The following is a 26,431-nucleotide window of genomic DNA, read 5'->3' as shown; positions in this document are numbered from 1 at the left end:
CCGGGGCGGTCCGGTGAAACCAATTCCAGGATTGCCGCACATCGCGACCGGCCGCCGCCGTACCGTAGTGGCGGGCGGCACAGATCGTTTGCGAACAGCCGTGGGGAGAGAGGGCCTGGGCCATGGACCGTGGCAGCGAGCGGGACGAACCTCCCGGCCGCGGCGCCGGCGACGCCGCGGCGGGCCGGATTCCGCTTGCCGTGGTGGTCGTCGACCGCGACGGTCTGGTGTCCCGCTGGAGCAGTGGCGCGGGCCGCCTGTTCGGCGTCGACCGGCAGGACGCGGTCGGGCGTCCCGCGGTGGATCTGCTGCCGGTCTCCGGCGCGCTCTCCGACGACCCGCACAGCGACGCGATGCCGGACGCCTACGGCCCCTACGAGGCGTACGACGGGCTCGGCCCCGACCTGGAGGCCTCCCTCGGCGGCCGTACCGCCTACCCGGCGGCCGGCCGGGCCCGCCAGTCCCCGCACAAGGACGGGCGGTCCGGTGCCGAGGCGGCCGACGGCGAGCGGATCGACGTGCTCTGGTGGGCCTACCCACTGGTCGGCCCGGGCCCGTTCCGGCTGCTGGTGCTCGCCGCCGACGCCGCCCGGCTGCGCGAGGAACGCGGCTACGACGACGAGGCGACCGAGCACATCTCGCCCGGCTTCGCCCGCCACACCGAGCTGCCCGCCTCCGACGAACTCGAGCGCCGGCTCCCCGAGATCCTGCCCAACATGGGCCCCGGCCTCAGCGGCCGCATCGTCTCCCAGATCCTCGAACTCGGCTATCCGGTCCTGGAGTTCAGCCAGTTCGACCGGGTGCCCGTCACCCCGTACTGGGGTGTCCCGCGCCGCCCCGGCCGCAGCCGCGCCGAGGCCGTCGTACCGCAGCAGCGGACCGCGCCCGTGATCCCGGCCGGAGCCGAGCAGGACCTCGAGTACGCCGCCGTGCGCGAGCGGCTGGAGTTCCTCAACGAGGTCAGCTCCGGCATCGGCACCTCGCTCGACCTCGGCGAGACCATCCGCGAGGTCACCAGCGCCGCCGTGCCCCGCTTCGCGGACTTCGCCGGCACCCATCTGCGTTCGGCGGTGCTGGCCGGCGAGGGCTTCCCGGACGGCCCGCCGGACGCGAGCACGGTGATGCACCGGGTCTGGGTCGAGCACAACGACGAACCGGGCCGCTGGGACGACACCGTGCCGGTCGGCGAGACGTTCGCCTTCCCCGAGCACACCCCGTTCTACAAGTGCATGGTGACGGGCGAGCCGGTGCTGATCCCGAGGGTCACCGAGGAGCTGTCCAGCCGCATCTCCGGCGAGTTCGAGAAGCGCGACCTCAGGCCGCTCATCGGCGGCCGCTCCCTGCTGATCGTGCCTCTCAAGGCGCGCAACGTCGTCCTCGGCTTCATGGTGCTGATGCGCCGCCCGGACCGTGCCGCGTTCGACGACATGGACCGCACCACGGGCGCCGAACTCGCCGCCCGCGCGGGCCTGGTGCTCGACAACGCCCGTATGTACACGTACCAGGAGAACGTCGCCGACACCCTGCAGGACAGCATGCTGCCGCAGGTCACCCCGCGGATGGCCGGCTGTGACGCGGCGACCCGCTATCTGCCCGGCACCCGGCTCGGCCGGATCGGCGGCGACTGGTTCGACACCATCAAGCTGCCCGGCTCACGCACCGCCCTCGTGGTCGGCGACGTCATGGGCCACGGGCTGAACTCGGCCGCGATGATGGGGCAGTTGCGCACGGCCGTACAGACCATGGCCACCATGGAGACCCCGCCCGCCCAACTGCTGCGCAACCTCGACGACCTCGCCCGCCGGCTCGGCGAGAACTACCTCGCCACCTGCCTCTACGCGGTCTACGACCCGATCCGCGGCGAACTGCATCTCGCCAACGCCGGGCACATCCCGCCCGTGCTGGTGCGGGCCGAGGACGGCCGCAGCGAACTGCTCGACCTGCCGACCGGCGCGCCCATAGGTGTGGGCGGTGTCCCCTTCGAGGCCACAGTCGTCCGGGTCGCGCCCGGCGACCGGCTGGTGCTGTGCACCGACGGCCTGGTCGAGGTGCGCGGCTCCGACATCGGCGAGGGCCTGGCCGCGCTCTGCGAGTCCGCCGCCCATCCCGCGGCCTCGATGGACGACGCCTGCGACACCATCATCCGGGCCCTCAACACCGATGGCGGCCGCAAGGACGACGTCGCCCTGCTCATGGCCCGGCTCAACGGCATCCCCGGCGACCACGTCGCCGAATGGCACTTCGACGCGGACCCGCGCGAGGTCGCCCGGGCCCGGAACCTGGTCCGCGACCGGCTGCTGGACTGGGATCTGCCGCAGGCCGTGGAGACGGCGCGGCTGCTGGTCAGCGAGGTCGTCACCAACGCCGTACGGCACGGCGGGGGCGGCCGGGTCGGACTCCGTGTGGTCCGCACCGACGCGCTGCTGTTCGAGGTCACGGACGACGAACCCGCCCTGCCCACCATGCTCGCCGTGGGGCCGTACGACGAGGCCGGGCGCGGTCTGCGGGTGGTCAGCAGGCTGGCCCGCGAGTGGGGTGCCAGCGCCACCGGACACCGCAAGACGGTCTGGTTCGAACAGGGCCTCACCGAAAGACGATGACGGGGGGCGCGCCACCTGCTCCGCGCGCCGTTCGCGGTGGCCGCGGTCCATACATCCGGTGAAGGTGACCTCCGGCCCCTTGCCCCGCACACGGCGGTCGCGATATCCCGATCACGCAACCGACCGTGGGGAGATCGCCATGAACGTCTCGGACAACTATCGCAACTCCTGGGAGAGTTACTGGCGGGAGACCGCCGACGGGACGGGAGAGGCGATCTGGGACTCCGACCCGTCCCTGAGTGCCGAGCCGCACAGCGCGCTGCTCCTGCCGTACGCGGACACCGGGCGCACCATAGTGGACCTCGGTTGCGGCAACGGCACCCAGACCCGCTTCCTCGCCACCCGGTTCGCCCGCGCCGTGGGCGTCGACCTCTCGCACGCCGCCGTCGAGCACGCCCGGCGTGCCGCGAACGGCGGCGCCGTCGAGTTCCAGCAGCTCGACCTGACGGACACCGGCGCCGTACGGGAGCTGCACGAGCGGCTCGGCGACACCAATGTGTACATGCGCGCCGTCCTCCACCAGAGCGAGCCGCACGCACGCGCCGCGGTGGCCGCCGCGGTCGCCGAGCTCCTGGGCGCCGACGGACGCGCGTTCGTCGTCGAGCTGACGTCCGGGTCCCGCGATGTCCTCAAGCAGGCCGCCGGCGGGCCGGAGGGGCCGGGGCCCAAGCTGCGCCGGGTCTTCCACCACGGCCTCAAGCCCGCCGACGCCGACGACGAGGAGATCCCGCGCCTGCTCGGCGAGGCCGGCCTCAAGATACTGGCCACCGGCGAGACCACCGTGCCGCAGACCGAGCACCTGGCCGACGGCACCCGGATCGACCTGCCCGCCCGCTGGTTCGTGCTCGCCGGCAAGTGACGAGGTCCCGGGGCCGGCGGTCATGGCGTACGGGGGTCGTAGCCGCCGCCCCGGGGTACCGCGTAACGTGCGGTGCATGAAGATCCTCATCAGTGCGGACATGGAGGGTGCCACCGGCGTCACCTGGCCTGCCGACGTGCTCCCGGGGACGCCGCAGTGGGAGCGGTGCCGGTCCATGTTCACTTCCGACGTGAACGCCGCCGTGCTCGGCTTCTTCGAGGGCGGCGCCGACCAGGTGCTCGTCAACGAGGCCCACTGGACCATGCGCAACCTGCTCCTGGAACAGCTCGACGAGCGGGTCGAGATGCTCACCGGGCGGCACAAGGCGCTCTCCATGGTGGAGGGCGTCCAGCACGGCGACGTCGACGGCATCGCGTTCATCGGCTACCACGCGGGCGCCGGCATGGAGGGCGTCCTCGCCCACACCTACCTCGCGAACCAGATCACCGGGGTGTGGGTGAACGACGTCCGCGCGAGCGAGGGTCTGCTCAACGCGCACGTCGTCGCCGAGTACGGCGTCCCCGTCGTGCTGGTCACCGGCGACGACCTGGCCTGCGAGGACGCCCTCGGGTACGCGCCCGAGGCGCTGAAGGTCGCGGTCAAGGACCATGTGTCCCGGTACGCGGCGGTCTGCCGTACTCCGGCCCGTACCGCCACCGACATCCGCGCCGCGGCCAAGGAGGCCGCACAGCTGGCCGTCCGGTACGAGCCGGTGCGGGGCGGCCCGTTCACGGTCGCCGTCGAGTTCGACGCCGAGCACCTGGCGATGGCCGCGACCGTCGTGCCGGGCGTCGCACGCGTCGGCGAGCGCAAGGTGGCGTACACCAGCGACACCATGTATGAGGGAATCCGTACCTTCAAGGCGGTCACCACGATCGTCTCGGCCGCAGTGGAGGAGCAGTATGGCTGACCAGCAGGCCCTGGACGAGGTGGTGGAGTTCACCTCCGGCCTGATCCGCATCGACACCACCAACCGGGGCGGCGGCGACTGCCAGGAGCGGCCGGCGGCCGAGTACGCGGCCGAGCGGCTGGCCGGAGCGGGCCTGGAACCCCTGTTGCTGGAGCGGACCCGGGGGCGGACCAACGTCGTCGCCCGGATCGCGGGCACCGACCCGTCCGCCGACGCGCTGCTGGTGCACGGCCATCTCGACGTGGTGCCGGCCGAGGCCGCCGACTGGAGCGTCGACCCGTTCTCGGGCGAGATCCGCGACGGCGTGGTGTGGGGGCGCGGCGCCGTCGACATGAAGAACATGGACGCGATGATCCTCGCGGTCGTCCGCTCCTGGGCCCGGCAGGGCGTACGGCCGCGCCGGGACGTCGTCGTCGCGTTCACCGCCGACGAGGAGGCCAGCGCCGAGGACGGCTCCGGGTTCCTCGCCGACGAGCACCCGGAGCTGTTCGATGGCTGCACCGAGGGCGTCAGCGAGTCGGGCGCCTTCACCTTCCACGACGGCTCCGGGCGGGAGCTCTACCCGATCGCCGCGGGGGAGCGGGGCACCGGCTGGCTGAAGCTGACCGCGCGCGGCCGGGCCGGACACGGCTCCAAGGTGAACAAGGAGAACGCGGTCACCCGGCTCGCCGCCGCCGTCACCCGCATCGGCGAGCACGAGTGGCCGCTCCGGCTCACCCCGACCGTGCGGGCCGCGCTCGGCGAACTCGCCGCCCTGTACGGCGTCGACGCCGACTTCCGGGACGTGGACGGGCTGCTGAAGAAGCTGGGCCCGGCCGCCAAGCTGGTCGAGGCCACCGTCCGCAACAGCGCCAACCCGACGATGCTGGACGCCGGTTACAAGGTGAACGTCATCCCGGGCGAGGCGGTCGCCTATGTGGACGGACGGTATCTCGCGGGTGGCGAGGAGGAGTTCCGCACCACCCTCGACCGGCTCACCGGGCCGGACGTGGACTGGGAGTTCGCTCACCACGAGGTCGCCCTGCAGGCGCCCCTGGACTCGCCCACCTACGCGAAGATGCGGGCGGCCGTCGAGGAGTTCGCGCCCGAGGGGCACGTGGTGCCGTACTGCATGTCCGGCGGCACGGACGCCAAGCAGTTCTCGCGGCTCGGCATCACCGGCTACGGCTTCGCACCGCTGAAGCTCCCCGAGGACCTCGACTACCAGGCGCTCTTCCACGGCGTCGACGAACGCGTCCCCGTCGAGGCGCTGCACTTCGGCGTCCGTGTCCTCGACCGGTTCCTGCGGACGGCCTAGGCGATGGAGCAGAACATGCAGCGGCAGCCGTACGGTTCCTGGCCCTCGCCGATCGACGCGGCGCTGGCCGCGGCGCACGACGGGCAGCCGGAGTGGGTGGGGTTCGTCGGGGACGAGGTCTGGTGGACCGAGCCCCGGCCCGCCGAGGGTGGCCGCCGGGCCCTGGTGCGGCGCACGGCCGAGGGCACCGAGGAATCGGTGCTGCCCGCGCCGTGGAACGTGCGCAGCCGGGTCATCGAGTACGGCGGCCGGCCGTGGACCGGAACGGTCCGGGACGGCGCGCCCCTGGTGGTGTTCACGAACTTCGCCGACCAGCGGCTGTACCGGTACGAGCCCGGCGGCGAACCGCGCCCGCTCACCCCCCTGTCGCCGGTGGGCGGCGGACTGCGCTGGGCGGAGCCGCGGGTGGACCTCACCCGTGGCGAAGTGTGGTGTGTGCTGGAGGAGTTCACCGGGGACGGCCCGGACGACGTGCGGCGCGTCCTGGCCGCCGTACCGCTGGACGGCTCGGCCGCCGATGACCGGGCCGCCGTACGCGAACTCGTCCCGGAACGGCACCGGTTCGTCACCGGCCCCCGGCTCTCGCCCGACGGCCGCCGGGCCGCCTGGCTGGCCTGGGACCATCCGCGGATGCCGTGGGACGGCACGGAGCTGCTCGTCGGCGAGGTCGGTGACGACGGCACCCTGCACACGGTCCGCACCGTCGCCGGCGGCCCCGAGGAGTCCGTCGCGCAGGTGGAGTGGGCCGCCGACGGCCGGCTGCTGTACGCCGGCGACCGCGGCGGCTGGTGGAACCTGTACCGCGACGGTACCCCGCTGTGCCCGCGCGAGGAGGAGTTCGCCGGGCCGCTGTGGAAGCTCGGCCTGAACTGGTTCGCGCCGCTGGACAACGGCCTGATCGCGGTCGTGCACGGCCGCGGCGCCGCCGTACTGGGAATACTGGACCCCGAGTCCGGCGAGGTCGTCGACGCCGCCGGACCGTGGACCGAGTTCGGGTCCACTCTCGCGGCCCACGGCGAACGGGCCGTCGCGATCGGGGCCGGCGCGCGCACCGGCCCCGAAGTGGTGGAACTGGACACCCGGATCGGACGCGCCCGGGCCATCGGCGCCCGCCACCGGGACGCCGTGGACCCCGCGTACTACCCGGAGCCCGAGACCCGCGTCTTCACCGGTCCCGGCGGCCGCGAGGTGCACGCCCACGTCTACCCGCCGCACCACCCCGGCCGCACCGCCCCCGACGGCGAACTGCCGCCGTACGTCATCTGGGCGCACGGCGGCCCCACCGGCCGGGTGCCGTGCGTACTCGACCTGGAGATCGCCTACTTCACCTCGCGCGGCATCGGAGTCGCCGAGGTCAACTACGGCGGTTCCACCGGGTACGGCCGCGCCTACCGGGAGCGGCTGCGCGAACAGTGGGGCGTGGTCGACGTCGAGGACTGCGCGGCCGTCGCCCTCGCCCTGGCCGAGGAGGGCACCGCCGACCGGGGCCGGCTCGCCATCCGGGGCGGCAGCGCGGGCGGCTGGACCACCGCCGCCTCCCTGACCGGGACGGACGTGTACGCCTGCGGCACGATCATCTACCCCGTCCTGGACCTCGCCACCTGGGGACCGGGGGAGACCCACGACTTCGAGTCGCGTTATCTGGAGTCGCTGATCGGACCGCTTGCCGAGGTCCCCGACCGGTACGCCGAGCGCTCGCCCACCGCGCACGCCGACCGGCTCACCGCGCCGTTCCTGCTGCTCCAGGGCCTGGACGACGTGATCTGCCCGCCCGCCCAGTGCGAGCGCCTGCTCGCCGGCATCGAGGGCCGCGGTGTGCCGCACGCCTACCTCACCTTCGAGGGGGAGGGGCACGGCTTCCGGCGGGCCGACACCATGGTGCGCGCCCTGGAGGCCGAACTGTCCCTGTACGCCCAGGTGTTCGGGCTGGACCCGACGCCCGCCGTGCCGAAGCTGGAGCTGGGCACATGAGCGAACCGCGCAGACCGGACCGGCTGGCCCCCGGCGCGCGGGTGGCCGTCGTCGCTCCCAGCGGGCCGGTGCCCGAGGAACGGCTCCAGGCCGGTCTCGACGTGCTGCGCGGCTGGGACCTCGACCCGGTGGTCGCGCCCCATGTACTGAACCGGCACGGGGAGTTGGGCTATCTGGCGGGCACCGACGCCGACCGGGCGGCCGACCTGCAGCACGCCTGGTGCGACCCCGCCGTGGACGCGGTGCTGTGCGCCCGGGGCGGATACGGCGCCCAGCGCATGGCCGATCTGCTCGACTGGGAGGCGATGCGCGCGGCCGGGCCGAAGGTGTTCGTCGGTTTCAGCGACATCACCGTGCTGCACCAGGCGTTCGCCACCCGGCTCGGCCTGGTCACCCTGCACGGGCCGGCCGCCGCGGGCGTCGACTTCATCAAGAACGCCCGGGCGCAGGAGCATCTGCGGGCCACCCTGTTCGCACCGGAGACGGTCCGCACCCTCGCCTCGGGCCGCCCCGCCCTGGCGCCCGGGCGGGCCCGCGGGGTGACCCTCGGCGGCTGTCTCAGCATGCTCGCCAGTGACCTCGGCACGCCCCTGGCCCACCCCGGCGCCCGTGGCGGGCTGCTGCTGCTCGAGGACGTGGGGGAGCAGCCGTACCGCGTGGACCGGCTGCTGACCCAGCTCCTGCGCTCCGGCTGGCTCGACGGCGTCAGCGGGATCGGGCTCGGCTCCTGGCGCGACTGCGGACCGTACGACGAACTCCGCGCGGTCCTCGCCGACCGGCTCGGCGGGCTCGGGGTGCCGGTCGTCGAGGAGATCGGATTCGGGCACTGCGACGGGGCGTTGACGGTGCCGTTCGGAGTGACGGCCGAACTCGACGCCGACGCGGGGACCTTGACGCTGGACGAGCCCGCACTGCGCTGACCGGACCAGCCGGGGCGCACGCGGTGCGGGGCCCGGCCGGGGCCGCAACAATGCGCTGCGATGTCCCGGCCGGTGACGCGTAGGCTGGCCGGATGCCGCACACCGCAGCCCACTACCTCGCCACCGGCCCCCGCGTGGGTATCCGTGCCTTCACCCTCGAGGACGGCCCCGAGTTCACCGCCCGGGCCGGGGAGAGCAAGGACCTGCACCGGCCGTGGCTGTTCCCGCCGGACACCGACGAGGGCTACGCGAGCTACGCCGGGGCGCTCATCAAGGATCCGGCCAGGGTCGGGTTCCTCGTGTGCGAGAAGGACACCGGGGACATCGCGGGGTTCATCAACATCAACAACATCGTCCGGGGCGGCTTCCAGTGCGGCGCCCTCGGCTACGGCGCCTTCGCCCACGCGGCCGGCCGGGGACTGATGCGCGAGGGCCTCGACCTGGTGATCGGGTACGCGTTCGGGGCGCTCGGACTGCACCGGCTCGAGATCAACGCCCAGCCGGACAACACCGCCTCCGCCGCGCTGGCGCGCGGCGCGGGCTTCCGCCTGGAGGGCTTCTCACCGGCCATGATCTTCATCGACGGTGCCTGGCGCGACCACGAACGCTGGGCGCTGACCGCCGAGATGCGCACCGGCAACTGAACCCGTCGCCCGGCTGAGGGAGTTCTCCATGCGAACGCTCGTCCTGCTCGACGCCCCGTCCAACCTGGGTCTGCGCCCGCCGGCCCCCGGCACCGTTCCGGGCTGCTACAAGCTGGCGGGAGCCCTCCGGGAGCAGGGCCTGCTGCGACGGCTCGGCGCACGGGAGGGCGGTGTGGTCGTACCGCCCCGCTACGACCGCGGCGACTGGCGGGAGGGCGACGGAGTGTTCAACGCGGCCGCGCTCGCCGGGTACACCGTGCGGCTCGCCGACCGCGTCGAACGCCACCTGCGCGCCGGGGAGTTCCCCGTGGTGCTGGGCGGCGACTGCTCCATTCAGCTCGGCGCCTCCCTCGCCATGCGCCGCCTCGGCCGGTACGGGCTCGCGGCGATCGACGCCTCGCACGACTTCCGGCACCCCGGGAACTCCGGCCGGATCGGCGCCGCGGGCGGCGAGGAGGTCGCGATCGGCACCGGACGCGGTCAGGAGGACCTGACGAACCTGGAGGGGCTCCGGCCCTACCTCAGGGACGAGGACGTACGGTTTCTCGGCATCCGCGACGCCTTCATCGACGACCTGGCAGAACTCGCCTCGCTGAAGATGCCGGCCGTCACCGTCGGCGGTATCCGCGCCGCGGGTGCCGAGCTGGTCGCCCGGGCCGCCGCCGAGGCCTTCCGGGCACCCGGACTCGACGGCTTCTGGGTCCACCTGGACGCCGACGTCCTCGACCCGTCCGTGATGCCGGCCGTCGACAGCCCCGACCCGGACGGCCTGCTGCCGGCCGAACTGGAGGAACTGCTGCGCCCGCTGCTCGCGTCCCCGCGCTGCGTGGGCCTCAACGTCACCATCTACGACCCCGACCTCGACCCCGAGGGCACGGCGGGAGCCCTGCTGGCCGACCTGATCGTGGCCGCCTTTGCGCAATCCTGACCGGCCGATCCCCTGGCCGACTCGCCGCATGCCGGGTTCCATGGTCATCGTGACGAGGATCCGACGTGAGGTAATCACCCTGCCCGCCGCGCAGTTGGGCCCCGACAACCCCCTGCCCCCGCTTTGTCCCCTCGACGAGGTGCACCGCGTCGTCGACCGGGACCGCGGGGACATGCCCCGCGACATGGCACGGCAGCTCGACTACGAGCCGCTGCGCAGCCTGCTGCCGGTGCGGGTGCGCGACGGGTACGGCAGAACCCGCGAACCCGGCGCCCTCCAGGCCCTGGTGATCGAGAACGACCGGCTGCGCGCCACCGTCCTGCCCGGCCTGGGCGGCCGGATCGCCTCCCTCGTCCACCTGCCCACCGGACGCGAACTCCTCTACCGCAACCCGGTGTTCCAGCCCGCCAACTTCGCGCTCAACGGCGCCTGGTACTCCGGCGGCATCGAGTGGAACATCGGCGCCACCGGCCACACCACCCTGTCCTGCGCACCCCTGCACGCCGCCCGCGTCCCCGCCCCCGACGGCTGGGGGCACCGCCCACGCCGTTCGGGCAGTGGGGGAGAGATGCTGCGCCTGTGGGAGTGGGAGCGGCTGCGCGACCTGCCGTTCCAGGTCGACCTGTGGCTCCCGGAGGGATCCGACTTCCTGTACGTGGGCGTCCGGATCCGAAACCCGCACGAGCACCCGGCGCCCGCCTACTGGTGGTCCAACATCGCCGTACCCGAGGACCGCCGGGTCCTCGCCCCGGCCGAGGAGGCCTGGCAGTTCGGCTACGAGCGCCGGCTGCGCCGGGTGCCGGTCCCCTGCCACGACGGCATCGACCGCACCCACCCACTCAACAGTCCCTACGCCGCCGACTACTTCTACGAGGTCCCGGACGGCCGGCGCCGCTGGATCGCGGCGCTGGACGCGGACGGGCAGGGGCTGGTGCAGACCTCCACCGACGTGCTGCGCGGCCGGAAGCTGTTCGTGTGGGGCAGCGGCCCGGGCGGCCGGCGCTGGCAGGAGTGGCTGACCGAGCCCGGTACCGGCGGCTACTGCGAGATCCAGGCCGGCCTCGCCCGCACCCAGCTCGAGCACGTCCGGCTGGAACCCGGGAGCGAGGTGTCCTGGCTGGAGGCGTACGGCCCGCTGGACGCCACTCCCGACGGCCCCTCGTGGCCGGCGGTCGTGCGGGGGGCCGAGGACCGGCTGGCGGCGGTGCTGCCGCGGGCCCGCGTCGAGCAGGCGTACACGGACTGGAAGCCGTACGCCGACACCGAACCCGGCGAGCGGCTGGCCACCGGCTCCGGCTGGGGCGCGCTCGAGGTCCTGCGCGCCGACTGGAAACTGCCCGGCACGCCGTTTCCCGAGTCCACCCTCGGCGAGGCGCAGACGCCCTGGCTGGAGCTGCTGCGCACCGGCTCGCTGCCGGAACCGCGCCGGGTCCGCCCGCCCGGCGAGACACTGGTCGCCCCGCACTGGCGGGACATGCTGGAGACCGCACCCGCCACCCCGCACACCGAGTACCACCTCGGCATCGCCCAGTGGCACGCCGGTGACCGTGCCCAGGCGGTGCGCAGCTGGGAGCGGGCCGTGCCGCTCGCCCCTTCGCTGTGGCCGCTGCTGCGCTGCCTGGCCGTCGCCGACCAGGAGTCCGGCCACCACGAGCGGGCCGCCGACCGGTACGCGGAGGCCTTCGACGACCTGTGCCGCGAACGGCGTGACGACGGAGAGCTCTGGACCGCCGCCGTGGCCGCGCTCGGCCGGGAGGCGCTCCAGGCGCTGCTGCGGGCGGGGCGCACGGCGCAGGCCCGCGCGGTGTGGGAGCGGCTGCTGCCCGCCGTGCGGCGGCGCGGCCCGTTCCGGCTGCTGGAGGCCGGACTGCTGCTCGCCGAGGGGCGGCGGACGGACGCCCGGGCCGTCCTCGACGAGGGGTTCGAGGTGGCGGACCTGCGGGAGGGCGCGGACGTGATCGAGCTGCTGTGGGCCCGGCTCACCGACGAACCGCTGCCCGCCCGCCTCGACTTCCGGATGCGGCCGGACCCCGGCTGAGCGGGCGGCCGGCTCAGCCGCTCTGGTCGACGTACTCGAAGATCGAGCCATCCGGATGCATCGCCAGCAGGTTCCGGCCCGCCGGGGTCGGCACCGGCCCGGCGATGATCCGGGCGCCCAGGTCGGTCAGCAGCCGGTGCGCCTCGGTCACGTCCTTGACAGCGATCGTCGCCGTCACCTTGCGGAGCACCTCCAGCTCCGCCTCCGGGCCGCTCATCAGGAGGAAGGAGCCGATCGCGGCCACCTGGACCCCGCCGCGTTCGAACCGGAGCGCCCGGCCGCCCGCCAGCCGTTCGTAGAAGGGGATCGCGGTGTCGAGGTCGTCGACGCAGATGCGCAGGGTGGCGCCCAGAATCTCCATGCGCACGAGCCTAGTTGGGACGTCCGGGCCGGCACAGGCCGAGTCCCGGCGGGGCACCGGGCGATGCCGTTACTGCTCGGGTCCTGCGGGTACGCGTATTGCATGGACCGTTTGGATCACCTGGAACATCTGGACAAGCACCTCGTCGAAGAGCTGGCACAGGTGGCACGCGAGACGGTACGCGACGAACTGCGCGAGCAGAGCCGCAAGCAACGCCGCACCGCCATGCTCTACGCCGCCTCGGGCGCCGTCGCCCTGTACGCGGGCGGCGCCCTCGCGCTCGCGGTGGGCCTCGCCCTGGCCGTGGGCCTGCCGGGCTGGGCGGCCGCACTGATCACCGCCGCGATCCTGGGCGCCCTCGCCTACGTGCTGCGCGGCGCCGCCCACCCGAAACACGGGCACGGCTCGGCCACCGCCCAGGTGGCGGCCGCCACCCACCCCGGCACCCCCTACCCCCCGATGCCGACCGAGGCCCCGGCCCCTCCGGACGACGTCCCCCACCACAGGGCCTGACCCCCGCCCCCGCGCCCCGCACCGTGCAAGCCGACGGCGACGGGGCGCGCGCACCTGCGCGCCCAGCCAACCCGACCACGCCCCGCGCCGGCCCTCACACCCTGAAGCCTGCAAGCCGGCGGCGACCCACGCAGGGGCGCGGGCACCCGCGCGCCCAGCCACACCCGACCCGCACCCGACCACCCCCGCGCCTGCCCTCACGCCCGGTGCCATGCAAGCACCGGCAACCACTCAACCCCTCCGCGCGACCGGACGGCCGGGATCGCGACTGGTGGGGATCGAGGGGACCCGGGGCGGGGAACCGCCGCCGACCGGGCGAAACGTGGGCGCGACCGGCGTCCGGGTGAGCCGGGCGGCGTTTGGGTGCGGCGGCCCCGGTTACGCGGAAGGCCTTGAGGGAGCCACACCGCCGGAGGGACACCCGTGAGTCGACCACGTGTCGTGATCGTCGGCGCCGGCTTCGCCGGGTACCGGGCGGCCCGCACCCTCGCCCGGCTCACCCGCGGCCGTGCCCGGATCGCCCTGCTCAACCCGACCGACTACTTCCTGTACCTGCCGCTGCTGCCCCAGGTGGCCGCCGGGATCCTGGAGGCCCGCAGGGTCACCGTCTCGCTGCCCGGCACCCTGCGCGGGGTGCGGCTGGTGCTCGGGGAGGCCACCCGGGTCGACCTCGACCGGCGCACCGTCCACTACCGGGACCCCGAGGACGGCACCGGAACCCTCGGCTACGACCGGCTGGTGCTGGCCGTCGGCAGCGTCAACAAGCTGTTGCCCATCCCCGGCGTCGCCGAGCACGCGCACGGGTTCCGCGGACTGCCCGAGGCGCTGTATCTGCGCGACCACGTCACCCGGCAGGTGGAACTCGCCGCGACGGAGGACGACCCGGAGGTCCGCGCCGCCCGGTGCACCTTCGTCGTCGTCGGCGCCGGCTACACCGGCACCGAGGTGGCCGCACAGATGCGGATGCTCACCGATCACCTGGCCCGCCGTGACCTGCCCGGGGTGGCACGGCCCCGCTGGATCCTGCTGGACACTGCGCCCCGCGTGCTGCCGGAGATGGACGAACGGCTCTCCCGCACCGCCGACCGGGTGCTTCGGGCACGCGGCGTCGACGTCCGCACGGGCACCTCCGTGAAGGAGGCGACCCATGACGGTGTACTGCTCACCGACGGCGACTTCGTGGCGTCGCGGACCCTGGTCTGGTGCGTCGGGGTCCGGCCGGATCCGCTGATCGAGGGCGTCGGACAGCCGCTGGAGCGGGGCCGGCTCATCGTCGATCCGTACCTCCAGGTGCCGGGCCGCACCGAGGTGTTCGCCTGCGGGGACGCGGCGGCCGTGCCGGACCTGGAGCGTCCCGGCGAGTTCACCCCGATGACCGCCCAGCACGCCTGGCGGCAGGGCAGGGTGGCCGGCGGGAACGTGGCCGCCTCGCTCGGCCTCGGCCGGCGCCGGCGCGCCTACCGCCATCGCGACCTGGGCTTCGCCGTGGACCTCGGCGGCGTGCGTGCCGCCGCCAACCCGTTCGGCGTCCCGCTGTCCGGACCGCCGGCCGGCGCGGTCACCCGCGGCTACCACCTGGCCGCCCTGCCCGGCAACCGCCTGCGCGTCGCCGCCGACTGGCTGCTGGACTCCGTACTTCCGCGTCAGACCGTGCAGTTGGGCCTCGTACGGTCCTGGTCGGTCCCGCTGGACACGGCATCCCCGGAGCTGGCCCGGGTACCCGGCGGTCCCGGGCGGCCCGGCGACAGCGCGCACGACGGCAACGGCGGCGAACCCGTTGCGAGCCGGCCGGCCGACGCGCCCGCGGCGGACCGGCCCGCACCGCCCACCGACCATCCCGCCCCCGTCCGGCGCGTCGACCCCGCGGATCCCGCGGACCGCCCGGACCCACCCGAACCAGCAGAAGGAGATTCATGAACACCGCCGAACTCGCCGAACTCGGGCAGCAGTTGCGCGTGGACAGCGTGCGGGCCGCCGCCGCGGCGGGCTCCGGGCATCCCACTTCGTCGATGTCCGCCGCCGACCTGATGGCCGTCCTGCTCGCCAACCACCTGCGCTACGACTTCGAGCGCCCCGAACACCCCGCCAACGACCGCTTCGTGCTCTCCAAGGGCCACGCCTCGCCGCTGCTGTACGCCGCGTACAAGGCGGCCGGTGCGGTCGAGGACGGCGAGCTGCTGAGCTTCCGCAAGCTCGGCAGCCGCCTCGAGGGGCACCCGACCCCGCGCCGGCTGCCGTGGGTGGAGACCGCCACCGGCTCGCTCGGCCAGGGCCTGCCGGTCGGTGTGGGCATCGCGCTCGCCGGGCAGCGGCTGGACCGCACCGGCTTCCGCGTGTGGGTGCTGTGCGGGGACAGCGAACTGGCCGAGGGCTCCGTCTGGGAGGCGGCCGAGCAGGCCGCGTACGAGAACCTGGACAACCTCGTGGCCGTCGTGGACGTCAACCGGCTGGGCCAGCGCGGCCCGACCCGGCACGGTCACGACCTGGACGCCTACGCCCGCCGTTTCCAGGCCTTCGGCTGGCACACCATCGAGATCGACGGCCATGACGTCGACGCGATCGACCGGGCGTACGGCGAGGCCCTGTCGACGACCGGACAGCCCACCGTGATCCTCGCCCGCACCCTCAAGGGCAAGGGCGTCGCCGCCGTCGAGGACCGTGAGGGCCTGCACGGCAAGCCGCTGCCCGAGGCCGAGGAGGCCATCGCCGAGCTGGGCGGACCGCGCGACGTGCGCGTCCAGGTCGGCGAGCCGGCCGCCGCGGCGACGCTCCGCTCCCTCAACACCGAGGTGGTCCGGCTGCCGCGGTACGACAAGGGCGAGGAGGTGGCCACCCGGGACGCCTTCGGCAAGGCCCTCGCCGCGCTCGGCACCGCCCGGGGCGACGTGGTCGCGCTGGACGGCGAGGTGGGCGACTCCACCCGCACCGAGGTGTTCGCCAAGGAGCACCCCGACCGTTTCTTCGAGTGCTACATCGCCGAACAGCAGCTCGTCGCCACCGCAGTCGGCATGGCGGCCCGCGGCTGGGTGCCGTACGCCTCGACGTTCGCGGCCTTCCTCAGCCGCGCCCACGACTTCGTCCGCATGGCCGCCGTCAGCGGCAGCGGGATCAACCTGGTCGGCTCGCACGCCGGCGTGGCGATCGGGCAGGACGGGCCCTCGCAGATGGGCCTGGAGGATCTTGCGATGTTCCGGTCCGTGTACGGCTCGACCGTGCTGTACCCCTGCGACGCCAACCAGACGGCCAGGCTGATCGCCACCATGGCCGGCCTCGACGGCGTCCGCTATCTGCGCACCTCGCGCGGCAAGAGCCCGGTGATCTACGGCCCCGAGGAGGAGTTCCCGGTCGGCGGCAGCAAGGTGCTGCGCGCCGGCGAGCAGGACCGGCTGACCGTCGTCGCGGCCGGGGTCACCGTCCACGAGGCCCTGGCGGCCGCCGACCGGCTCGCCCAGGACGGCATCCAGGTCCGGGTGATCGACCTGTACTCCGTGAAGCCCGTCGACACCGAGACCCTGCGCCGGGCCGGCGAGGAGACCGGCTGTCTGCTCACCGTCGAGGACCACCACGAGCAGGGCGGCCTCGGCGACGCCGTCGCCGAGGCGTTCGCCGACGGCCGGCCCGTGCCCCGCCTGGTCCGGCTCGCGGTGCGCAACATGCCGGGCTCGGCCGCGCCCGACGAGCAGCTGCAGGCCGCCGGCATCGACGCCGCGGGCATCGCGGCCGCGGCGAAGCTGCTGGTCGAGGAGGCGGTCGTGGGATGAGCGACGACGACGCGCGGACGATACGGGCGGGCCGCCGCTCGGTGCGCGTCCGGCGGCCCGGGAAGGTCCTCTTCCCGGGCGGCGCCGAGGGGTACACCAAGGGCGATCTCGCCGACTACCACCGGTCCGTCGCGCCGTATCTGCTGCCGCACCTGCGGGGCCGTCCGCTGATGCTGGAACGGTATCCGGACGGCCTCGACGGCCCGCGCTTCATGCAGAAGAACACCCCCGATCACTACCCGGACTGGATCACCCGGGCCGAGGTCGCCAAGGAAGGCGGCACGGTGACGCACGTCGTCTGCGACGACACCGCCACCCTGCTGTACCTCGCCGACCAGGCCTGTCTCACCCTGCACCGCTGGCTCTCCCGCACTGACCGGGCCCGCGGCCCGGACCACCCCGACCGGCTGGTCTTCGACCTGGACCCCGCCCCGGCGCCCGAAGGGCCCGGCGGGAGCCCGGAGGACGCCTTCGCCGCCGTCCGGGAGGCGGCCGGGATACTGCGCGAGCTGCTGGACGAGCTGGGCCTGCCCGTGGCGCCGATGACGACGGGCTCACGCGGACTCCACCTCGTGGTCCCGCTGGACGGCCGCCACGACTTCGACGAGGTACGCCGGTTCGCCCGTGAGGTGGCCGAGTTCGCCGAGGCCGCGCACCCCGACCGGCTCACCACGGCCGCCCGCAGGCGCGACCGCGGCGACCGCCTCTACCTCGATGTGCAGCGCAACGCCTACGCGCAGACCGCTGTGGCCCCGTACACCGTCCGCGCTCTGCCCGGCGCGCCCGTCGCGGTGCCCCTAAGCTGGGAACAGGTGGCCGATCCAAGCGTCCACGCCCGCCGCTGGACCATCGCCGACGCCGCCGATCAGGCCCGCAGCGACCCGTGGGCCGCACTGCCGGGCCGGGGACGCGCCCTCGGACCCGCTCAGCGCCGCCTCGCGGGACTGAAGGGCTGACGACGGTCGGCCGTGGCCGGTTCCGGGCCCGCGTTCACCGTCTGTGACCTGCGGCTTCGAGAACCCGCACCCCCGGAATGTTTGGCCAAGGGATGAGCGGCCACACGCAGGGGAGAGGTGGCCATGACGAACACAAAGAACACGCATCAGTCACAGAATTCACAGGAGAAGCGGAACTCGTCCCAGGCGGACGATGACGCGCCGCAGGGCGCGGCCACCGGCCGGCGGCCGCGTCCCATGGAAGTGCTGCGCGAGGCACGCGCCCAGCTCGCCGAGTTGACCGGGCTCCAGCCGGAGTCGGTGTCCTCCTTCGAGCAGACCGAGGACGGATGGTCGCTCGAGATGGAGGTCCTCGAACTCGAGCGGGTCCCGGACACCATGAGCCTGATGGCGAGTTACCAGGTGGAGCTGGACGAGGAGGGGCAGCTCACGGGCTATCGCCGCGTCCGCCGTTACGAACGCGGACGGGCGGACGCACGCGGCCGCTAGGCCGCCCGTCCCCCGTGTCCGGCACCCACCGGCGCACCACTTGTCCGATCACCGAGAAGGAGGAACGGCCGGCATGACGGTTGTACCAGCACAACAGAGCGGCGGCGGAGGCGGCAGCAGCGGCCTCTACGACGTACTGGAACTGGTTCTGGACAGGGGGCTCGTGATCGACGCGTTCGTCCGTGTCTCCCTGGTCGGCATCGAGATCCTGAAGATCGACGTCCGCGTCGTCGTGGCCAGCGTCGACACCTATCTGCGCTTCGCCGAGGCGTGCAACCGCCTCGACCTGGAGTCGGGCCCGAACAAGAGCCCCGGCCTGCCCGAGATCGTCGGCGAGGTCACCGAGTCCGGTGCCCGCGGCAAGAGCAAGGGCGCGCTGTCGGGGGCCGCGGAGACCATATCCGGCGCCTTCCAGCAGGCCCGTGACGAGGGGCAGGAGGGCCAGAGGGAGTCCCGGCCGCGGGCCCGCAAGACCGCGGCCCGGCGTAAGGAGGAGTCGGAGTGAGCACCTACGTCTACGGCATCACCGCCCGCTCGCACCCGGCGCTTCCCGAGGGCATGTCCGGCGTCGGCGAGCCGCCGCTGCCGGTGCGGGTGCTGACGGCCGGCGAACTGGCGGCCGTGGTCAGCGACGCGCCCGAGGGGCTGCGGCCCAAGCGCCGGGACCTGCTCGCGCACCAGAACGTGCTCGCCGAGACCGGCGCGGCCGGCTGCATCCTGCCGATGCGCTTCGGCAGTGTCGCCCCCGACGACGACTCCGTCACCCAGGTGCTCGGCGAGCGCGCGCAGCACTACCAGGAGCGGCTGCGGGAGCTGGACGGCAAGGTCGAGTACAACGTCAAGGCCACGCATGTCGAAGAGGCCGTGCTGCACCGCGTGATGGCCGAGAACGCCGAGGTGCGCTCCCTGGCCGAGGCCAACCGGACCTCCGGTGGCGGCAGTTACGACGACAAGATCCGTCTCGGTGAGATGGTCGCGGCCGCCGTCAAGGCCAAGGAGGTTGAGGACGCGGCCGAGGTGCGCGGTGCGCTCGAAGCAGCCGGCACCGCCCTGAGCGTGGGCCCCGAGTCGACCGGCTGGCTGGTCAACCTGTCGTTCCTGGTGGCCCGGGACACGGCCGAGGAGTTCCTGGCCGCGGTCGAGCAGGTCCGCACCAGCCACCCCCATCTCGATGTGCGGATCAACGGGCCGCTCCCGCCGTACAGCTTCGTGGAGCCCGGCCCCGCCGAACCCGCGGACAGCACGGCCGGCGCCGACGCCGGAGCGCAGTAACAGCGGCCCGGCCCGAACGGAAGGAGGGACGACCGTGGGACTGATCAGCGAGGTGCTGCTGCTGCCGTTCGCCCCGGTGCGCGGCGCCGGATGGGCGATCAAACAGGTGGTCAGCGAAGCGGAGCGGATCTACTACGACCCCGCCACCGTACGGGCCGAACTCGCGCGCCTCGAGGAGGAGCTGGAGGCAGGCGAGATCACCGAGGAGGAGTTCGACCGCCGCGAGGACGAACTGCTCGACCGGCTGGAGACCGCCATGCGCTCCGGCGAAACCACTGGCAACGGGACAACGTGATGAATCGAACGGGACTCGGCCTGGCGATAGGGGCCGGCTACTTTCTGGGACGCACCAAGAAGCTCAAACTGGCCCTCGCGGTCGGCTCCGTGGTGGCCGGCAAGAAGCTGAACCTCACTCCGCGGGCCCTGGCGGACCTGCTGGGCCAGCAGCTTCGCGACAACCCGCAGTTCAAGGAGATCGGGGACCAGGTCCGCCAGGACCTGCGCGGCGTCGGCAAGGCCGCCACCGGGGCCATGGCCGAGCGGCAGATGAGCGCGCTGGCCGACCGGCTGCACGGCCGTACCAACGCGGTGCGCGACCAGCTCTCCGGCGTGGTCCCCGGCAACGGGTCCGAGCCGGAGGAGCCGGAGGAGTACGAGGAGGAGGACGAGGGAGCCCACGAGGACTCCGCCGAGCGGGAGGACGAACAGCCCCGTCGCGAGGCGCGCGAGAAGAAGGCCCCCGCGAAGAAGTCGCCCGCCAAGAAGGCGCCCGCCAAGAAGGCCGCGGCGAAGAGCACGGCCGGCCGGACGGCCGCCAAGAAGGCGGGCGCGGCCCGCAGGACGGCCACGAAGAAGACGGCCGCGGCCGGCGGCAGCCGTGACACCGGCCGGTCCGGGCAGTCGAAGGGTGGCGATGACCGATGACCGAGACCGTCGGATCCGCGACGTCAGCCGCCGGCAAGGCCGCGGGCGGAGCGGCCACGAGCAACCCCCTGACCGATCTGGCCCACAGCGAGGCGGCGGACCGGCTCAAGGCGGAGGTGCAGGACTACCTGGCCGCCCAGGCCCAGAAGCTGCTCACCGGCTTCGGCCGCAAACTCGGCGAGACCACGGGCAAGCTGACCGACATCGCCGAGGGCAACAGCCCGGGCTTCGGCAAGCTCGCCCTGGACGCCGGCCGCAAGGTCGCCGAGGGCAAGGGCCCGCTGCGCTCCGCGCTGGAGCTCGGTGCCTCACACGCCAAGGACACCGTCATGGACAAGCTGAAGGGTCTTGGGGGAGGCAAGGGCAAGAAGCGCAAGGGCGGGGGCAACAAGCCGACCGTCATCGTCGAGTCCGTCGACGTCGGCGTGCCGGTGCGCACCGCCTACGACCAGTGGACCCAGTACCAGGACTTCAGCACCTTCGCCAAGGGTGTGAAGAGCGCGAGCCGCGCCGACGACACGAACTCCGACTGGCAGGCCAAGATCTTCTGGTCCAGCCGGAGCTGGAAGGCCCACACGGTCGAGCAGGTCCCCGACTACAAGATCCAGTGGCAGTCGGAGGGTGCCAAGGGCACCACGAAGGGCGTCGTCACCTTCCACCGGCTCGACGAGAACCTGACCCGCATCCTGCTCGTCATGGAGTACTACCCGAGCGGCTTCTTCGAGAAGACGGGCAACATCTGGCGTGCCCAGGGCCGCCGGGTCCGGCTCGACTTCAAGAACTTCGCCCGGTTCATCACGCTCAAGGGCGAGGCGGAGGACAGCTGGCGCGGGGAGATCCGCGACGGCGAGGTCGTCCGCAGCCACGAGGACGCGGTGGCCGAGGAGGAGTCCGAGCAGGAGGAGGGCGAGGAGGGCGAGGAGCCCGAGGAGGGCGAGGAGCCCCAGGAGTCCGCGGAGCCCGAAGAGGGCGAAGAGGGTGAGGAGCCCGCCGCCGAGGAAGAGGGCGAGGAGGCCTACGAGGACGAGGCCGAGGAGGAGCCCGAGGAGGAGGAGTACGAGGACGAGGAGCAGCCCGAGGAGGAGTACGAGGAAGAGCCCGAGGAGGAGGAGTACGAGGAGGAGCCCGAGGAAGAGCCTGAGCACGCCGGAGGCAGGAGCCGTCGATGACGACTGCCAGCCGGTTCCCCGAGCCCTACGGCCAGAGTGGCGGCGGGGCCAACCTCGCCGACATTCTGGAACGTGTGCTCGACAAGGGTGTCGTCATCGCGGGTGACATCAAGATCAACCTGCTCGACATCGAACTCCTCACCATCAAGCTCCGGCTCGTCATCGCCTCGGTCGACAAGGCCAAGGAGATGGGCATCGACTGGTGGGAGACCGACCCCGCTCTGTCCTCCCGCGCCCGCCAGAACGAGCTGGCGAAGGAGAACGCCGAGCTCAGGGAGCGGCTGGAGCGGCTCCAGGAACTGACACCCGGCAGCGTACCGACGGAGGAGGAGGCCCCATGAGCGCACTGCGGTACGTCTACGCCGTCTGCCGCCCCCTCGACGCGCCCCTGCAGGCCGAGCTGACCGGTATCGGGGGCGCCCCGCCGGCGCTGTTGCATCACCACGGGCTGGTCGCGGTCGTCAGCACGGTGCCGGAGGCGGACTTCGACGAGCAGGGGCTGCGGGCCCGTCTCGAGGACCTGGACTGGCTGAGCGCGACCGCCCGCGCCCACCAGGGCGTGATCGCCGCGCTCAGCACCGTCACCACCCCGCTGCCCCTGCGCCTCGCGACCGTCTTCCGGGACGACAGTGGCATCCGGGCGATGATCGAGTCCCGCGAGGACGACTTCCGGCGCGCCCTGGACCGGCTCGAGGGCCGGGTGGAGTGGGGCGTGAAGGTGTTCGTGGAGTCCGAACCCGCCGAGCCCGCCGCCGCGCAGGCGGCGAAACCGGCCAGCGGCCGTGACTATCTGCGCAGCCGCCGGCGGCACAGCGAGGCGCACGAGGAGAGGTGGCAGCAGGCGGAGTCGTTCGCGCGGTCCCTGCACGAGCGGCTCAGCCGGCACTCCGAGGACTTCCGGATGCATCCCGCGCAGAACTCCGCGCTGTCCGGGGCGTCGGGACAGAACGTGCTCAACGCGGCCTATCTCGTGCCGCGTTCGGGTTGCGAGGAGTTCGTGGAGCTGGTGGACCGCACGAAGGACGAGACGCCCGGCATCCGGGTGGAACTCACCGGTCCGTGGGCCGCGTACTCGTTCAGTGGGGAGGAAGCGTGACCGTCGTCGAGCGACGCGAGATCGCACTCGTGGACCTGCTGGACCGGCTGCTGGCCGGCGGGGTCGTCATCACCGGGGACCTGACGCTGCGGATCGCGGACGTCGACCTCGTCCGCATCGATCTCAACGCGCTGATCAGTTCCGTGAACGAGACGGTGCCCTCACCCTTCGAGGAGTTGCTGTGACCGCCCGCAACCGGCTCGACCTGGAGCCCGACACGGTCGAACGCGACCTGGTCAAACTGGTGCTGACCGTGGTGGAACTGCTGCGCCAGCTCATGGAGCGGCAGGCGGTGCGCCGCTTCGACACCGGTGAGCTGACCGAGGACCAGGAGGAGCGGATCGGGCTCACCCTGATGCTCCTGGAGGAGCGGATGGCCGAACTACGGGACCGCTACGGGCTGCGGCCCGAGGACCTGAACCTGGATCTCGGGCCGCTGGGGCCGCTGCTGCCCCGCCAGTGAGCCGGGTGGCCCCGGGGGCTCTCCACAGGGCTGCGGTCAGGCCGCCTTGCGGCACAGGATCTCGCCGTGCAGGACACCGAACCAGGCGTCCTCCCGCCGGCCCCAGTCCCGCCAGGCGGCCGACGCAGCCCGCAGCCGTTCGGGTGTCGCGTGCCCGCCCCGCACGGCCCGGTCGGCGTAGTCCGAATCCACCGTGCGGTCGGCCCACAGCCCGCTCCACCAGGCCCGTTCCTCGGGGGTGGCGAACGTCCAGGTGCTGGAGGTCGCCGTGACGTCCGTCAGCCCCGCGGCCAGCGCCCAGGCCCGCAGCCGCCGGCCGGCGTCCGGCTCACCGCCGTTGGCCCGGGCGACCGCCTCGTACAGGTCCAGCCAGTCGTCCAGGCCCGGCAGCGCCGGGTACCAGGTCATCGCCGCGTAGTCGGCGTCGCGCACCGCGATGTAGCCGCCGGGCTTCGTCACCCGGCGCATCTCGCGCAGCGCCGCGACCGGGTCGCCGACGTGCTGGAGCACCTGGTGGGCGTGGACCACGCAGAACGTGTCGTCGGGGTGGTCCAGCGCGAGGACGTCGGCGACCGCGAAGTCCACATTGGTCAGGCCACGCGCCTCGGCGGTCGCCCGGGCCCGGTCCAGGATCGCGGGGGCCCGGTCGGCGCCGGTCACCCGGCCCTCGGGGACCAGCGCGGCCAGGTCGGCGGTGATGGTGCCGGGGCCGCAGCCGATGTCCAGGATCCTCATGTGGGGTTTCAGCACGTCGAGCAGATAGGCCGCGGAGTTGGCGGCGGTCCGCCAGGTGTGCGACCGCAGCACCGACTCGTGGTGCCCGTGTGTGTAGACGGCGGTGTCCTGCGCCTTCGGCATGGCTGTGCCCCTTCGCCCCTCGTCGACGTCACCGGCGGCGCGGCCTGCGGCGCCGTCGCGCGATACGCCGAACGGTACGCGCCCGTGCCGAATGATGAGATCTGCGTTTCATCATGTGGACGGGCGCGTCACGGGCGGCCGGAAGGCGGGGGGTCAGGACAGCGGCCGGTACACCGTCAGCGCCTCGGGCAGCTTCTCCACCAGCACGTCCCCGCCCACCTCGATCACCTCGCCGTCGAACGCCAGTGGCGTCCCGGGGGCGAGACCGGTCAGCCGCAGCCGGTTCACCTGGACCGCCGCGTGGGCCGGGGACCGGGTGAGGGGGCCGGCCGCGGCGGCCGCCAGCAGGCGTAGCGCGGGCCTGCGGGTGCCGTGCACCACCCGCACGTCCAGCAGTCCGTCCGCCAGGTCGGTACGGCGACCGGGCGCGAGACCCATCCGGTGGTAGGTGCCGTTGCCGACGAACAGCAGCCACAGGGGGTGGCGCTTGCCGCGCAGTTCCACCGTCAGCGGATGCCGGTCGGCGCGCAGCACCTTCATCGCGCCGAGCATCCCGGCCGGCCAGCCTCCGATCCGGGACGACCAGCGCTCCCGCTCGCGCACCAGCTCCGGGTAGACACCCAGGCTGAAGGTGTTCAGGAAGAGCCCCTCGTGATCGCCCGCCACGAACCGACCGGCGTCCACCCGGACCGCCTCGCCCGCCCGGACGGCGTCGGCCAGGGTCCGTTCGTCCTCCACCCCCAGGTCGTAGGCGAAGTGGTTGAGCGTGCCCCCGGGCAGCACCGCCAGCGGCAGACCGCGACGCAGGGCCACCCCGGCCGCCGTGTTCACCGTCCCGTCGCCCCCGCACACCCCGAGCACCCGCGCCCGCGCGGCGGCCTTCTCCAGCTCCGCCTTCACGTCCTCGGGGGCGCACTCCACGATCTCCGCCCCGGGCAGCGCCTCGTGCAGCACCCGCACCCGGTCGGAGGTGCCCGAGGCGCGGTTGGCGACGAGCACGAGGCCTTCGCCGTCGGGCAGCGCCGGTGCCTCGGTCCGGGGCCGCGGCGGCGGCGCGACCTGGGTGCGGGTCGGAACCAGGCCCCGTACGGCGAACGCGGCGCCCGCGCCCAGCGCCGCCCCCGCCAGCACGTCACTCGGATAGTGCACGCCCGTGTAGACACGCGACATGGCCACGGAGAACGCCACCGGCGCCACCGCCGCACCCCACCGCGGCGACTCCAGGGCGACCCCGGCGGCGAAGGCGGCGGCCGAGGCGGCGTGACCGGACGGGAAGGAGGTGGTGATCGGCTGCCGCTTCAGCCGCCGCGACAGCGGCACCGTATCCAGCACCGGCCGGGCGCGGCGCACCGACCGCTTGCCGAGGGTGTTGATGGCCAGCGAGGCCACGCTCAGCGAGGCCACGCCCCGGGTGGCGGCCCGCCGGGCCCGCGGCGAACGGCTCGCCGCGATCGCGGCGGCCGTCGCGAACCACAGCACCCCGTGGTTGGCGCTCCGGCTGAGCCGGGGCAACATCCGCTCGGCGCCGGGCCAGTGCCGGGTGGCCGCCAGCTCGAACAGCCGGCAGTCGTACTCGAGCAGCTTGGACAGGACGCGGAGGCGGGGCCTCGGCACAGTGAGGTCGACGTCTGGGCTCATAGGGGTCCGGTTACCCTGAAGTGCCCGCTTCTTGTGCCCGGACACGCCGGTCACCGACCCGCGTTCACCGGTCCGCCCGAAGGGCGCGTGAGGAGACACCCCGGATGCGCCTGCTCCTGGTCCGCCACGGTCAGACCCCGTCCAACCTGGACCGGCTGCTGGACACCGCCGTACCCGGCCCGGGGCTCACTCCGCTCGGCGAGCGGCAGGCCGCCGAACTCCCCGGGGCGCTCGCGCACGAGGACATCGAGGCCGTCTACGTCTCCACCCTGCTGCGCACCCGGCTCACCGCCGCCCCGCTGGCCACCGCCCGCGGCCTGGAGCCGATCGTCCGGGACGGCATCCGCGAGGTGACCGCCGGCGACCTGGAGATGCTGCCGGGCAACTCCCCGCGGGGCACCCTCTACCTGCGCACGGTGTTCGCCTGGGCCGCCGGGGACACCGCACCGCGCATCCCCGGCGGGGAGAACGGCGCGGAGACCCTCGCCCGGTACGACACGGTGGTCGCCGAGGCCGCCGCCAGCGGTGCCGCGACCGTCGCCATGGTCAGCCACGGCGCCGCGATCCGCCTGTGGACCGCGGCCCGGGCCGGCAACGTCGACGTCGCGTTCGCCGCGGCCCGCCCCCTGCGCAACACCGGCGTCATCGTCCTGGAGGGTTCGCCCTCCGACGGGTGGAAGGCGCTGGCCTGGGAGGGCGCGACGGTGGAACCGGCGGGGGAGGGCGGCCCGGCGGGGGAACCGGTGGACGCCGGATAACGGTTT

27 protein-coding genes are annotated in these 26,431 nt (G+C 73.5%); 24 read left to right on the top strand and 3 right to left on the bottom strand.

Annotation, left to right across the window (positions count from 1 at the left end; translation table 11 throughout):
- Nucleotides 1-122 precede the first annotated feature (122 nt).
- The 9 genes from ACFVVO_RS26850 to ACFVVO_RS26810 all read left to right on the top strand — a co-directional run bounded on the left by ACFVVO_RS26850 (nt 123) and on the right by ACFVVO_RS26810 (nt 12,167).
- Nucleotides 123-2,600, top strand: coding sequence for a SpoIIE family protein phosphatase (locus tag ACFVVO_RS26850; RefSeq protein WP_390058154.1), 2,478 nt, complete (start codon nt 123-125; stop codon nt 2,598-2,600).
- A 139-nt stretch (nt 2,601-2,739) separates the two neighbouring features.
- Nucleotides 2,740-3,459, top strand: a complete 720-nt coding sequence (locus ACFVVO_RS26845; protein ID WP_390058153.1) for a class I SAM-dependent methyltransferase — start codon at nt 2,740-2,742, stop codon at nt 3,457-3,459.
- Between the two features lie 76 nt (nt 3,460-3,535).
- A complete protein-coding gene (locus ACFVVO_RS26840) occupies nt 3,536-4,369 on the top strand; it encodes a M55 family metallopeptidase (protein WP_390058152.1) in 834 nt (277 codons plus the stop codon).
- Nucleotides 4,362-5,666, top strand: a complete 1,305-nt coding sequence (locus tag ACFVVO_RS26835) for a M20/M25/M40 family metallo-hydrolase (protein ID WP_390058151.1) — start codon at nt 4,362-4,364, stop codon at nt 5,664-5,666. Before ACFVVO_RS26840 ends, ACFVVO_RS26835 begins: the two co-directional genes overlap by 8 nt.
- Nucleotides 5,667-5,681: 15 nt before the next feature.
- Complete coding sequence (locus ACFVVO_RS26830; protein WP_390058150.1) at nt 5,682-7,637, top strand: prolyl oligopeptidase family serine peptidase; 1,956 nt, start codon at nt 5,682-5,684, stop codon at nt 7,635-7,637.
- On the top strand, nt 7,634-8,557 hold the full coding sequence (locus ACFVVO_RS26825) for an LD-carboxypeptidase (protein WP_390058149.1): 924 nt from the start codon (nt 7,634-7,636) through the stop codon (nt 8,555-8,557). Before ACFVVO_RS26830 ends, ACFVVO_RS26825 begins: the two co-directional genes overlap by 4 nt.
- Before the next feature lie 92 nt (nt 8,558-8,649).
- Entirely contained in the window at nt 8,650-9,201 is a 552-nt protein-coding gene (locus ACFVVO_RS26820) for a GNAT family N-acetyltransferase (protein WP_390058148.1), read from the top strand.
- A 28-nt stretch (nt 9,202-9,229) separates the two neighbouring features.
- On the top strand, nt 9,230-10,129 hold the full coding sequence (locus ACFVVO_RS26815) for an arginase family protein (protein WP_390058147.1): 900 nt from the start codon (nt 9,230-9,232) through the stop codon (nt 10,127-10,129).
- Between the two features lie 40 nt (nt 10,130-10,169).
- Nucleotides 10,170-12,167 carry a DUF5107 domain-containing protein gene (locus ACFVVO_RS26810; protein WP_390058146.1) on the top strand — a complete coding sequence of 666 codons (1,998 nt, stop codon included), beginning with the start codon at nt 10,170-10,172 and terminating at the stop codon, nt 12,165-12,167.
- Between the two features lie 13 nt (nt 12,168-12,180).
- On the opposite strand, the gene ACFVVO_RS26805 is transcribed toward ACFVVO_RS26810, so the two are convergent.
- On the bottom strand, nt 12,181-12,528 hold the full coding sequence (locus ACFVVO_RS26805) for a VOC family protein (protein ID WP_390058145.1): 348 nt from the start codon (nt 12,526-12,528) through the stop codon (nt 12,181-12,183).
- A 102-nt stretch (nt 12,529-12,630) separates the two neighbouring features.
- Here ACFVVO_RS26805 and ACFVVO_RS26800 point away from each other — a divergent pair, with 102 nt between their 5' ends.
- From ACFVVO_RS26800 to ACFVVO_RS26735, 14 genes are all read left to right on the top strand, one after another.
- A complete protein-coding gene (locus ACFVVO_RS26800) occupies nt 12,631-13,041 on the top strand; it encodes a phage holin family protein (protein ID WP_390058144.1) in 411 nt (136 codons plus the stop codon).
- 423 nt (nt 13,042-13,464) lie between these two features.
- Complete coding sequence (locus ACFVVO_RS26795; RefSeq protein ID WP_390058143.1) at nt 13,465-14,958, top strand: NAD(P)/FAD-dependent oxidoreductase; 1,494 nt, start codon at nt 13,465-13,467, stop codon at nt 14,956-14,958.
- Nucleotides 14,955-16,802 carry a transketolase gene (locus ACFVVO_RS26790; RefSeq protein WP_390058142.1) on the top strand — a complete coding sequence of 616 codons (1,848 nt, stop codon included), beginning with the start codon at nt 14,955-14,957 and terminating at the stop codon, nt 16,800-16,802. The genes ACFVVO_RS26795 and ACFVVO_RS26790 overlap by 4 nt, the downstream gene beginning before the upstream one ends.
- On the top strand, nt 16,799-17,758 hold the full coding sequence (gene ligD, locus ACFVVO_RS26785; RefSeq protein ID WP_390058141.1) for a non-homologous end-joining DNA ligase: 960 nt from the start codon (nt 16,799-16,801) through the stop codon (nt 17,756-17,758). Before ACFVVO_RS26790 ends, ligD begins: the two co-directional genes overlap by 4 nt.
- 123 nt (nt 17,759-17,881) lie before the next feature.
- Nucleotides 17,882-18,247, top strand: coding sequence for a gas vesicle protein (locus tag ACFVVO_RS26780; RefSeq protein WP_390058140.1), 366 nt, complete (start codon nt 17,882-17,884; stop codon nt 18,245-18,247).
- Between the two features lie 73 nt (nt 18,248-18,320).
- Nucleotides 18,321-18,752: a gas vesicle structural protein GvpA gene (locus tag ACFVVO_RS26775; protein WP_358927813.1), complete on the top strand. Its 432-nt coding sequence runs from the start codon at nt 18,321-18,323 to the stop codon at nt 18,750-18,752.
- Complete coding sequence (locus ACFVVO_RS26770; RefSeq protein ID WP_390058139.1) at nt 18,749-19,519, top strand: GvpL/GvpF family gas vesicle protein; 771 nt, start codon at nt 18,749-18,751, stop codon at nt 19,517-19,519. The genes ACFVVO_RS26775 and ACFVVO_RS26770 overlap by 4 nt, the downstream gene beginning before the upstream one ends.
- Nucleotides 19,520-19,553: 34 nt before the next feature.
- A complete protein-coding gene (locus tag ACFVVO_RS26765; RefSeq protein WP_390058138.1) occupies nt 19,554-19,814 on the top strand; it encodes a gas vesicle protein GvpG in 261 nt (86 codons plus the stop codon).
- Nucleotides 19,814-20,443 carry a DNA primase gene (locus ACFVVO_RS26760; protein ID WP_390058137.1) on the top strand — a complete coding sequence of 210 codons (630 nt, stop codon included), beginning with the start codon at nt 19,814-19,816 and terminating at the stop codon, nt 20,441-20,443. Before ACFVVO_RS26765 ends, ACFVVO_RS26760 begins: the two co-directional genes overlap by 1 nt.
- On the top strand, nt 20,440-21,612 hold the full coding sequence (locus ACFVVO_RS26755) for an SRPBCC family protein (RefSeq protein ID WP_390058136.1): 1,173 nt from the start codon (nt 20,440-20,442) through the stop codon (nt 21,610-21,612). Before ACFVVO_RS26760 ends, ACFVVO_RS26755 begins: the two co-directional genes overlap by 4 nt.
- On the top strand, nt 21,609-21,953 hold the full coding sequence (locus tag ACFVVO_RS26750) for a gas vesicle protein (protein ID WP_390058135.1): 345 nt from the start codon (nt 21,609-21,611) through the stop codon (nt 21,951-21,953). The genes ACFVVO_RS26755 and ACFVVO_RS26750 overlap by 4 nt, the downstream gene beginning before the upstream one ends.
- The gene (locus tag ACFVVO_RS26745; protein ID WP_390058134.1) at nt 21,950-22,708 is read left to right on the top strand and encodes a GvpL/GvpF family gas vesicle protein; all 759 of its coding nucleotides are present in this window, start codon (nt 21,950-21,952) and stop codon (nt 22,706-22,708) included. The genes ACFVVO_RS26750 and ACFVVO_RS26745 overlap by 4 nt, the downstream gene beginning before the upstream one ends.
- Nucleotides 22,705-22,893 carry a gas vesicle protein gene (locus ACFVVO_RS26740; protein ID WP_143638825.1) on the top strand — a complete coding sequence of 63 codons (189 nt, stop codon included), beginning with the start codon at nt 22,705-22,707 and terminating at the stop codon, nt 22,891-22,893. Before ACFVVO_RS26745 ends, ACFVVO_RS26740 begins: the two co-directional genes overlap by 4 nt.
- Complete coding sequence (locus ACFVVO_RS26735; RefSeq protein ID WP_390058133.1) at nt 22,890-23,171, top strand: gas vesicle protein K; 282 nt, start codon at nt 22,890-22,892, stop codon at nt 23,169-23,171. Before ACFVVO_RS26740 ends, ACFVVO_RS26735 begins: the two co-directional genes overlap by 4 nt.
- 36 nt (nt 23,172-23,207) lie before the next feature.
- On the opposite strand, the gene ACFVVO_RS26730 is transcribed toward ACFVVO_RS26735, so the two are convergent.
- Together ACFVVO_RS26730 and ACFVVO_RS26725 are read right to left on the bottom strand one after the other, a co-directional pair.
- Nucleotides 23,208-24,029, bottom strand: coding sequence for a class I SAM-dependent methyltransferase (locus ACFVVO_RS26730; RefSeq protein ID WP_390058132.1), 822 nt, complete (start codon nt 24,027-24,029; stop codon nt 23,208-23,210).
- A gap of 153 nt (nt 24,030-24,182) precedes the next feature.
- Complete coding sequence (locus tag ACFVVO_RS26725) at nt 24,183-25,667, bottom strand: bifunctional phosphatase PAP2/diacylglycerol kinase family protein (RefSeq protein ID WP_390058131.1); 1,485 nt, start codon at nt 25,665-25,667, stop codon at nt 24,183-24,185.
- A 104-nt stretch (nt 25,668-25,771) separates the two neighbouring features.
- Here ACFVVO_RS26725 and ACFVVO_RS26720 point away from each other — a divergent pair, with 104 nt between their 5' ends.
- The gene (locus ACFVVO_RS26720; protein ID WP_390058130.1) at nt 25,772-26,425 is read left to right on the top strand and encodes a histidine phosphatase family protein; all 654 of its coding nucleotides are present in this window, start codon (nt 25,772-25,774) and stop codon (nt 26,423-26,425) included.
- Nucleotides 26,426-26,431 lie beyond the last annotated feature (6 nt).

The sequence above is a fragment of the Streptomyces sp. NPDC058145 genome (genome assembly GCF_042884245.1).
Taxonomy (GTDB): domain Bacteria; phylum Actinomycetota; class Actinomycetes; order Streptomycetales; family Streptomycetaceae; genus Streptomyces.
This window is presented reverse-complemented; position numbering and strand designations above follow the sequence as displayed.

Bases quoted from the DNA above. Each gene is read 5' to 3' on its own strand.
- ACFVVO_RS26730 (WP_390058132.1), bottom strand. From the start codon at position 24,029: ATGCCGAAGGCGCAGGACACCGCCGTCTACACACACGGGCACCACGAG.
- ACFVVO_RS26835 (WP_390058151.1), top strand. From the start codon at position 4,362: ATGGCTGACCAGCAGGCCCTGGACGAGGTGGTGGAGTTCACCTCCGGC.
- ACFVVO_RS26840 (WP_390058152.1), top strand. From the start codon at position 3,536: ATGAAGATCCTCATCAGTGCGGACATGGAGGGTGCCACCGGCGTCACC.
- ACFVVO_RS26815 (WP_390058147.1), top strand. From the start codon at position 9,230: ATGCGAACGCTCGTCCTGCTCGACGCCCCGTCCAACCTGGGTCTGCGC.
- ACFVVO_RS26830 (WP_390058150.1), top strand. From the start codon at position 5,682: ATGCAGCGGCAGCCGTACGGTTCCTGGCCCTCGCCGATCGACGCGGCG.
- ACFVVO_RS26825 (WP_390058149.1), top strand. From the start codon at position 7,634: ATGAGCGAACCGCGCAGACCGGACCGGCTGGCCCCCGGCGCGCGGGTG.
- ligD (WP_390058141.1), top strand. From the start codon at position 16,799: ATGAGCGACGACGACGCGCGGACGATACGGGCGGGCCGCCGCTCGGTG.
- ACFVVO_RS26810 (WP_390058146.1), top strand. From the start codon at position 10,170: ATGGTCATCGTGACGAGGATCCGACGTGAGGTAATCACCCTGCCCGCC.
- ACFVVO_RS26845 (WP_390058153.1), top strand. From the start codon at position 2,740: ATGAACGTCTCGGACAACTATCGCAACTCCTGGGAGAGTTACTGGCGG.
- ACFVVO_RS26760 (WP_390058137.1), top strand. From the start codon at position 19,814: ATGAATCGAACGGGACTCGGCCTGGCGATAGGGGCCGGCTACTTTCTG.
- ACFVVO_RS26755 (WP_390058136.1), top strand. From the start codon at position 20,440: ATGACCGAGACCGTCGGATCCGCGACGTCAGCCGCCGGCAAGGCCGCG.
- ACFVVO_RS26725 (WP_390058131.1), bottom strand. From the start codon at position 25,667: ATGAGCCCAGACGTCGACCTCACTGTGCCGAGGCCCCGCCTCCGCGTC.
- ACFVVO_RS26780 (WP_390058140.1), top strand. From the start codon at position 17,882: ATGACGAACACAAAGAACACGCATCAGTCACAGAATTCACAGGAGAAG.
- ACFVVO_RS26820 (WP_390058148.1), top strand. From the start codon at position 8,650: ATGCCGCACACCGCAGCCCACTACCTCGCCACCGGCCCCCGCGTGGGT.
- ACFVVO_RS26750 (WP_390058135.1), top strand. From the start codon at position 21,609: ATGACGACTGCCAGCCGGTTCCCCGAGCCCTACGGCCAGAGTGGCGGC.
- ACFVVO_RS26805 (WP_390058145.1), bottom strand. From the start codon at position 12,528: ATGGAGATTCTGGGCGCCACCCTGCGCATCTGCGTCGACGACCTCGAC.
- ACFVVO_RS26720 (WP_390058130.1), top strand. From the start codon at position 25,772: ATGCGCCTGCTCCTGGTCCGCCACGGTCAGACCCCGTCCAACCTGGAC.
- ACFVVO_RS26745 (WP_390058134.1), top strand. From the start codon at position 21,950: ATGAGCGCACTGCGGTACGTCTACGCCGTCTGCCGCCCCCTCGACGCG.
- ACFVVO_RS26775 (WP_358927813.1), top strand. From the start codon at position 18,321: ATGACGGTTGTACCAGCACAACAGAGCGGCGGCGGAGGCGGCAGCAGC.
- ACFVVO_RS26850 (WP_390058154.1), top strand. From the start codon at position 123: ATGGACCGTGGCAGCGAGCGGGACGAACCTCCCGGCCGCGGCGCCGGC.
- ACFVVO_RS26790 (WP_390058142.1), top strand. From the start codon at position 14,955: ATGAACACCGCCGAACTCGCCGAACTCGGGCAGCAGTTGCGCGTGGAC.
- ACFVVO_RS26800 (WP_390058144.1), top strand. From the start codon at position 12,631: ATGGACCGTTTGGATCACCTGGAACATCTGGACAAGCACCTCGTCGAA.